Annotated in this window: 6 protein-coding genes; 3 read left to right on the top strand and 3 right to left on the bottom strand. The window is 73.2% G+C overall.

Translation table 11 applies throughout. The annotated features are described in order from the left end of the window. Positions 1-65: 65 nt before the first annotated feature. Positions 66-1,001: an MBL fold metallo-hydrolase gene (locus tag ABZW03_RS34445; protein WP_355267386.1), complete on the bottom strand. Its 936-nt coding sequence runs from the start codon at positions 999-1,001 to the stop codon at positions 66-68. 149 nt (positions 1,002-1,150) lie between these two features. Continuing rightward, positions 1,151-2,350, bottom strand: coding sequence for an FAD/NAD(P)-binding oxidoreductase (locus ABZW03_RS34440; protein ID WP_355267383.1), 1,200 nt, complete (start codon positions 2,348-2,350; stop codon positions 1,151-1,153). Between the two features lie 192 nt (positions 2,351-2,542). Between ABZW03_RS34440 and ABZW03_RS34435 the strand changes: the two genes are divergently transcribed. The 3 genes from ABZW03_RS34435 to ABZW03_RS34425 are packed head-to-tail and all read left to right on the top strand — an operon-like array spanning position 2,543 to position 5,579. Further along, on the top strand, positions 2,543-3,439 hold the full coding sequence (locus ABZW03_RS34435; protein WP_355267380.1) for a nuclease: 897 nt from the start codon (positions 2,543-2,545) through the stop codon (positions 3,437-3,439). 17 nt (positions 3,440-3,456) lie between these two features. Next, positions 3,457-3,864 carry a sugar dehydrogenase complex small subunit gene (locus ABZW03_RS34430; protein WP_355267377.1) on the top strand — a complete coding sequence of 136 codons (408 nt, stop codon included), beginning with the start codon at positions 3,457-3,459 and terminating at the stop codon, positions 3,862-3,864. A 20-nt stretch (positions 3,865-3,884) separates the two neighbouring features. After that, positions 3,885-5,579 (top strand): GMC family oxidoreductase, encoded by a 1,695-nt coding sequence (locus ABZW03_RS34425; RefSeq protein ID WP_355267374.1) that lies wholly within the window; start codon positions 3,885-3,887, stop codon positions 5,577-5,579. Between the two features lie 86 nt (positions 5,580-5,665). On the opposite strand, the gene ABZW03_RS34420 is transcribed toward ABZW03_RS34425, so the two are convergent. Further along, positions 5,666-6,816, bottom strand: a 1,151-nt coding sequence (locus ABZW03_RS34420; protein ID WP_355267372.1) for a peptidoglycan DD-metalloendopeptidase family protein, incomplete at its 5' end; no start/stop codon positions are given.

Genomic DNA, 6,816 nt, shown 5'->3' with positions numbered 1-6,816 from the left:
GCGCCGATGACCACGCCGAGGGCGTAGCCGGTGACCAGCAGGACGGCGTCCCGGGCGTCGAGCACCTAGCCGGCGAGTTCGGCGAACCGGCCGCCGAGCGGGATGTTGACCGCGCCGTCCAGGTGGGCGGCGGCGAACGCCTCCGGGTCCCGGGTGTCCAGCACGGTGACGCCGCCGGCCCGGGCCGCGAGGAACGCCTCCGGGGCGAGCGCGGGGACGGGGGCCTCCTCGTCCAGGAGCGCCCGGGCCTGGCGGTTGCGCGCCGAGGTGAACGCGAAGTAGGCGGGCGCGGCGGGCTGACCGTCGGTCACCACGGCGACGAACGCGTCCTCGGTCATCTCGGCCAGCGCGTAGTTGCCGCGGCGCTGGACGCCGATCGTGCAACTCAGCTCCGTGGAGAGGTTCTTGCCGCAGGCCGAGCCGGCTCCGTGCGCCGGGTAGACGCGCGTGTCGTCGGGGAGGGCCAGCAGGGCACGGGTGGAGCGGTACAGCAGGCGGGCCATCTCCTCGGCGGACCGGCCGCGCGAGCTGAGCAGGTCGGGGCGGCCGACGTCGCCGATGAACAGCGTGTCGCCGGTGAGCACGCCGTACGGGACGGCGTCGCCGGCGTGTTCCCGCACGAGGACGCAGATCGACTCCGGGGTGTGGCCCGGGGTGTGCAGGATCTCCAGGTCGACCGTGCCGAGGCCGAGGTGCTCGCCGTCCGCCAGCGGGTCGGTGTCGAAGTCGAGCGCGGCGGCGGAGCCGTAGGAGATGCGCGCGCCGGTGCGCTCGGCCAGCTCCAGGTGCCCGGAGAGGAAGTCCGCGTGGACGTGGGTCTCGATGACCCGCTCGATGGTCAGGCCGTGCTGTTCGGCGGCGGCGAGGTACTCGTGGACGTCGCGCTGGGGGTCGACCACGACGGCCCGGCCGGTGGTGCGGTCGCCGACGAGGTACGAGGCGTGGGAGAGGCAGTCGAGGTAGAACTGCACGAGGACCAGGGGTCCGGCGGGCGTCGCCATCGCAAGCTCCTGAGGGTGGACGGTGGTGGTGCCCCGGGCCCGTAACGGGCGGGGGCATGGGTGGGAGGCCGCCCGCCGGGCGCTGACGAGCGCGCGGGAGAGCGGCGAAGGGCTGGGCGGGGGAGGTCCGGAGTGTGCCCGGGCGCGGGTCAGGCGAGCCCGCGGAGCATCAGGTTCCAGTAGAGGAACGGCAGACCGCGCCGCTTGAGGTACCACATGTCGGTGCGCTCGCGGACGGTGTCGATCACCGGGATCGACGGGGCCGGCCGCCCGCTGTAGTCGAACTCGGCGAGCAGCATCTTGGTGCGGGCGGTGGTCAGCGGGCAGGAGGAGTAGCCGTCGTAGGCGGCCTCGGGCTCCCGGCCGTCGAGCACGGCGAGCAGGTTCCGGACCAGCACCGGCGCCTGCTTGCGCACGGCGGCGCCGGTCTTGGAGTTCGGGGACGACCCGGCGTCACCGAGCGCCCACACGTCGGGGTACCGGACGTGCCGCATGGTGTACCGGTCGATCTCGACGTAGCCGGCCGGATCGTCGGCGCCGGCCAGCGGGCTGCGCTTGATCCAGTCCGGGGCGCTCTGCGGCGGCACCAGGTGGGCGACGTCGTACGGCAGGGCCGTCGTGCCCCCGGTCGCCAGGTCGGTGACGACCACCTCGCGGGCCTCCGGCCGCACCGCGGTGACCTCGCTCCCGTAGTGGACGGTGATGCCGTACCGGCGCACCACGCCTTCCAGCACCCGGGCGAACTCCGGGACGCCGAAGATCGCGGCCCCGGGGAGCACCAGGTGGACGTCGATCCGGCCGAGCACACCCTGCTCGCGCCAGTAGTCGGCGGCCAGGTAGGCGATCTTCTGCGGGGCGCCGCCGCACTTGATGGCCCCCGACGGCATGCTGAACACCGCGCTGCCGGAGCGGGTTCCGCGGATGAAGCGCCAGGTCGCGGGGGCGTGCTGGGGCAGGTAGTTGCTGGACAGTCCGTCCTGGCCGAGCCCGGCCGCCAGGCCCGGCACCCGGTCCCAGTCCAGCTGGATGCCCGGGCAGACCACCAGCTGGTCGTAGGAGACGGTGCCGCCGTCGTCCAGCGCCACCTCGTGGGCCTCGGGGTCGATCGCGACCGCGGCGCGGCGGATCCACGCCACGCCCTTCGGCATGACGGACGCCTGCGGCCGGATGCTCTCCGCCAGCGGCGCCCGCCCGCCGCCGACCAGGGTCCACAGCGGCTGGTAGTAGTGGCGGTCGCTCGGTTCGAGCACCGCGACGTCCCGCTGGCCGGCGCGGCGCAGCCGGGCCGCGACCGTGATCCCCGCCGTCCCGCCGCCGATGATCACGATCCGGTGATGCCTTGTTGTCACGTGGGCCCTCCCTGGCGAAATGTACGGACATTAAGCTAGGCCAGTGCCGCGAACGACCGCAAGAAGGCCGCTTGATTTGTCCGGACATTTGCCACAGGGGCACAACGACGAGGCCAAGCGGACGGCGCGGTTCCGCTGTTTGACCACGAAGGGCCTCACAATGGGTCGCGATTCGACCACAGGAGGTCACCCATGCCCGCGCCCGCACCCACGCCCATGACCCTCATCAAGGGCCGCTACCAGATCAAGGGCTCCGAACCGGACGGCGACACCGTCAAGTTCCTCCCCGACGACATCACCATGTGGGCCAAGGTCCCCGGCGAACGCAAGGTCAAGACGAACCAGCAAGGTGTCGCCAGCCTTCGGCTGGACGGGATCGACGCGCTGGAGACCCACTACCAGGGCGCCGGTCCCGACTTCGTGCACCAGCCGCTCGACCTGGGCGCCCACGCCGCCCGGGACGCCCTGCTGACCTGGCTGGGTTTCACCGCCGTCGAGCGGCAGCTGGGCGAGACGGTCAGCGCCGCCACCCCGGAAACCGTCCCCGGGTTCATCCTCACCAGCGGCGCCGACACCTTCAACCGCTGCGTCGCGCTGGTCGGCCGGGGCGCGCCCGTCCCGGACGCCGAGAGCGGAGCGTCGATCACGGTCGACGTGCCGATGCTGCACCAGACCGCCAACCACGAGCTGCTGTCCCGTGGCCTGGTCTACCCGACGTTCTACAAGAACCTGCCGAAGGACCTGCGCTTCGACATGGCCGTCACCGCCCAACAGGCGCGGGCCGCGAAGGCGCCCGACAGCGTCTGGGCCAACGACGTCACCCACAGCGGCGCCGCGATCGAGGACCTCGGCTCGCTCACCGACCACCTGGTCATCCTGCCGAAGCTGTTCCGGCGCCTGGCCGACTACCTGCGGCTCTTCGGCCCGTCCCTCGACCGCCTCCCCGTCTTCCTGGCCGGCGGGGACGACGAGTACTTCTTCAATGACCCGGACCGGACGACCAGGGGCCTGCACCGCATCGTCGACGTCGTCGGCGACACAGTGAAGCTGCGCCCCGCCATCGAGGAACTCACCTTCGTCGAGAAGTGAACGGGAGCACGCCCGCCATGCCGCCCACCGCCGACTTCCGCGGCCTCTCCGAGCACCTCACCGGTACGGCCCCGCTCGACGCCCAGCTCTCCGACGCCTTCCAGCAGCGCGTCCTCGCCGCCTACCCCGCCGACCTCCCCCGCCTGCTCGCCGCCTGGACCACCGCGACCGGCGCGCCGGACCCGGGCGCGGCGCTCCAGGACGCCCTGGACGCCGACGCCGCGCTCGCGCTCACCGCGCGCGCCGTGATCACGGTCTGGTACACCGGGCAGTTCGCCCGGCCGGACGAGACGACGGATCCCCCCGGCACGTCCGCGCAGTGGCGCTCCGGCCTCATCTGGAGCGTGATCGAGGCCCACCCGGGCTCCGCCGCGCCGCGGCCGCCCCAGCCGAGCGGGTACGGCTACTGGACCCAGCACCCCTGAGCGAGCGAGGAACCGACCCCATGGACTACGACTTCGATGTGGTCGTCGTGGGCGCCGGCGTCGCCGGGGCCCTCGCCGCCTGCACCGTGAAGACCGCGAAACCCGGCGCCCGGATCCGGATCCTGGACGCGGGCGACAACGGCCTCGACGCGGCGCAACGGGCCGCCTTCGTCGAGGCCTACCAGCTCTCCCCCACCAAGGCCGTCCCCACTCCGTACGCCTTCCTGCGCAACAACGAGGACGGCTTCGCGCCCTCCCAGGACGGCACCGTCAATCCCGTCACGATGAACCTCTACTACGACCAGAGCGGCACCACCGACCTGTTCAAGAGCGGCTTCCAGCGGATGACCGGCGGCAGCACCTGGGCCTGGCGCGGCAACTGCCCCCGCTGGCTCGCCAACGACTTCCGGCTGAACGCCGTCTACGGCCGCGGCGTGGACTGGCCTTTCGACTACGACGAACTGGAGCCCTCCTACGTCCGGGCCGAGCGGGAGCTGGGCATCTCCGGCAACGACGCCGAGTGGGCCTCGCTGACCCGGCGCAGCGCGGACTTCCCGATGCCGGGGATCGCCCCGAGCTACGGCGACCTGGTGGTGCGGTCGGCGCTCGCCGGCATGCCGCCGATCGACAACGTCGCGGTGGTCCCGGTCACCACCCCGCAGGCCCGCAACTCCCGGGAGTACCAGGGGCGCAGCTCCTGCCAGGGCAACTCCAGCTGCCTGCCGATCTGCCCGTCCGGGGCCAAGTACGACGCCGGGTACCACGTCGGCCGGGCCGTCGAGCTCGGCGTGGACCTCAAGCCCGCGTGCGTGGTGACGAAGGTGGTCCACCAGCAGGACGGCTCCTGCACCGTGGTGTTCAAGGACTGGACCACCGCCGACCTCGCCGAGCAGCGCGTCACCGCCCGGCACGTGGTGCTGGCGCTCAACGCGGTCGAGATCCCCAAGCTCTGGCTGATCTCGGGGCTGCGGAACACCAGCGACCAGGTCGGCCGCAACCTGATGGACCACCTCACCGACGAGGTGGTGGGCCTGCTCGACGAGCCGGTCTTCCCGTTCCGCGGCCCGCAGAGCACGCTCGGCATCGAGAACTTCCGGGACGGCCCGTTCCGCCGGGACACCGGGGGCTTCCGGATGACCGTCGGCAACGACGGCTGGGGCCGTACCCAGTCGCCGGAGGCCGCGCTCGACGCGCTCATGTGGGACAAGACCGCCCGGAGGATCCTGCTGACCGGCGCGAAGCTCCAGGAGGCCGTCAACCACCGGGTCACCCGGATGCTGCGGTTCAGCTACTCCACCGAGCAGCTGCCGGACCCCGGCAACCGCGTCACGCTCTCCGACAAGGTCGACGTCCTCGGCCTGCCCCGCCCGAGGATCTCCTACCGGATCGACGCCTACTCCAAGGCCGCGCTCGCCTACGGCCACAGCGTCGCCCACCGGATCTGGCAGTACCTGGAGAGCACCGTCGGCGCCGAGGAGATCGCCCCCGCCGCCCCGGCCGGGACGTACAAGGGCTCCGGCCACCTGATGGGCACCATGCGGATGGGCACCGCCCCGGCGGACTCCGTGGTCGACCCGGCCGGGCAGTCCCACGACCACCCGGGCATCTGGGTGGTCGGCTCGGCCGTCTTCCCCACCGGCGGCACCTCCAACCCCACCCTCCACCTGGCCGCCCTCACCCTGCGCACCGCCGACGCCCTCGCCGCCGCGCTGTAGCGGTTGGGCATCGGTTGGACCCGGCCGGGGTGCGGCACCTCTCGCGGTGCCGCGCCCCGGCCGGGTCGCGTCTGCGGTCGGCCCGGTCAGCAGGTGCCGTTGACCGGGGCGGCCGAGCCCGTCCAGACGAAGGCGTCGCTGATCCAGGTGCCGTCGGGGAGCCGGTTCCAGAGGCTGGTGGTGCCCCACCGCCCGGTGTGGGAGGTGCCGTTGGCGGAGCAGCTGATGTCGATCGTGGTGCCGTCGGCCACCGTTCCGACCACCGGGTAGTCGGTGCCGGGGCCGGAGCGCCGGTTGACCGAGGGGTCGTCGAAGGCGTCGACGATGCCGCTGGTCAGGCCGAGCGCCCCGTAGTTGACCAGGGTGCCGTCGACCTGGGCCCGGGTGGAGCCGTGCAGCGCCGAGCCCTCGTACGCGGCGCCGGCCGCCTGGACGACCCAGCCGCCCAGGTTGTGGCCGTGCAGCGGGACGTAGGCGTCGTTCTGACGCAGCGCGAAGTGGACGTGGGCGCCGGTGGCGCTGCCGCCGCAGGAGGTGTCGGTGCCGGTGTTGCCGAGGTAGCCGCCCTCGTCCACGGAGAGGCCGTTGGCCGCGATGTTGCCGGAGAGGTGGTAGTAGTCGGTCGCGTAGCCGCGGTCGTGCAGCACCCGGATCCAGCCCTTCCCGTTGCCGCACATGGTGTACGCGAGGCCGGCCCGGGCCGCGAGCACCCGGCCGTCGCCGCCGGACAGGTCGACGGAGCTCCAGGGCGCCGCGGTGCCGCTCCAGCCGTGCGGCCCGCCGGTCATCGCCCAGGCCTGACCGGTCGCGTACGGCAACCGCATCCCGGTGCGGAAGTCGCTTCCCGCGTACGGGCGTTCGGCGCCCCGCCCGAGCAGGCCGCGTTCGCGGTCGGACAGCACGGCCGCGGTGGCGGCCAGTTCGGCGAAGTCGGGCTCGCCGTCGAAGGCGATCCGCCAGCCCTCGGCGGTGCGGCGGGCCAGGAACAGCCAGCCGTCGGGATAGGCGTCCGCCACGGCCGGGGCCGTCACCACCGAGGTGCCGAACGCCCAGTCCTCGCCGTGGCGGCGGGTGACGTCGACCTGGACGTCGGCCGGCGAGGGCGCGGTGGTCCGGGCTGCGGTGGCGAGGGCCAGGGCCTTGACGGCGTCGAGCGCCCGGTGGTCGGCATCGTCTCCGCGCCCGCGCTCCAGCGCCGCTGGTGGGCGGCCAAGGGCCTGGGCGCGTTCGGCGGCCG

The sequence above is a fragment of the Kitasatospora sp. NPDC004799 genome (assembly GCF_040609095.1).
GTDB lineage: Bacteria > Actinomycetota > Actinomycetes > Streptomycetales > Streptomycetaceae > Kitasatospora.
This window is presented reverse-complemented; position numbering and strand designations above follow the sequence as displayed.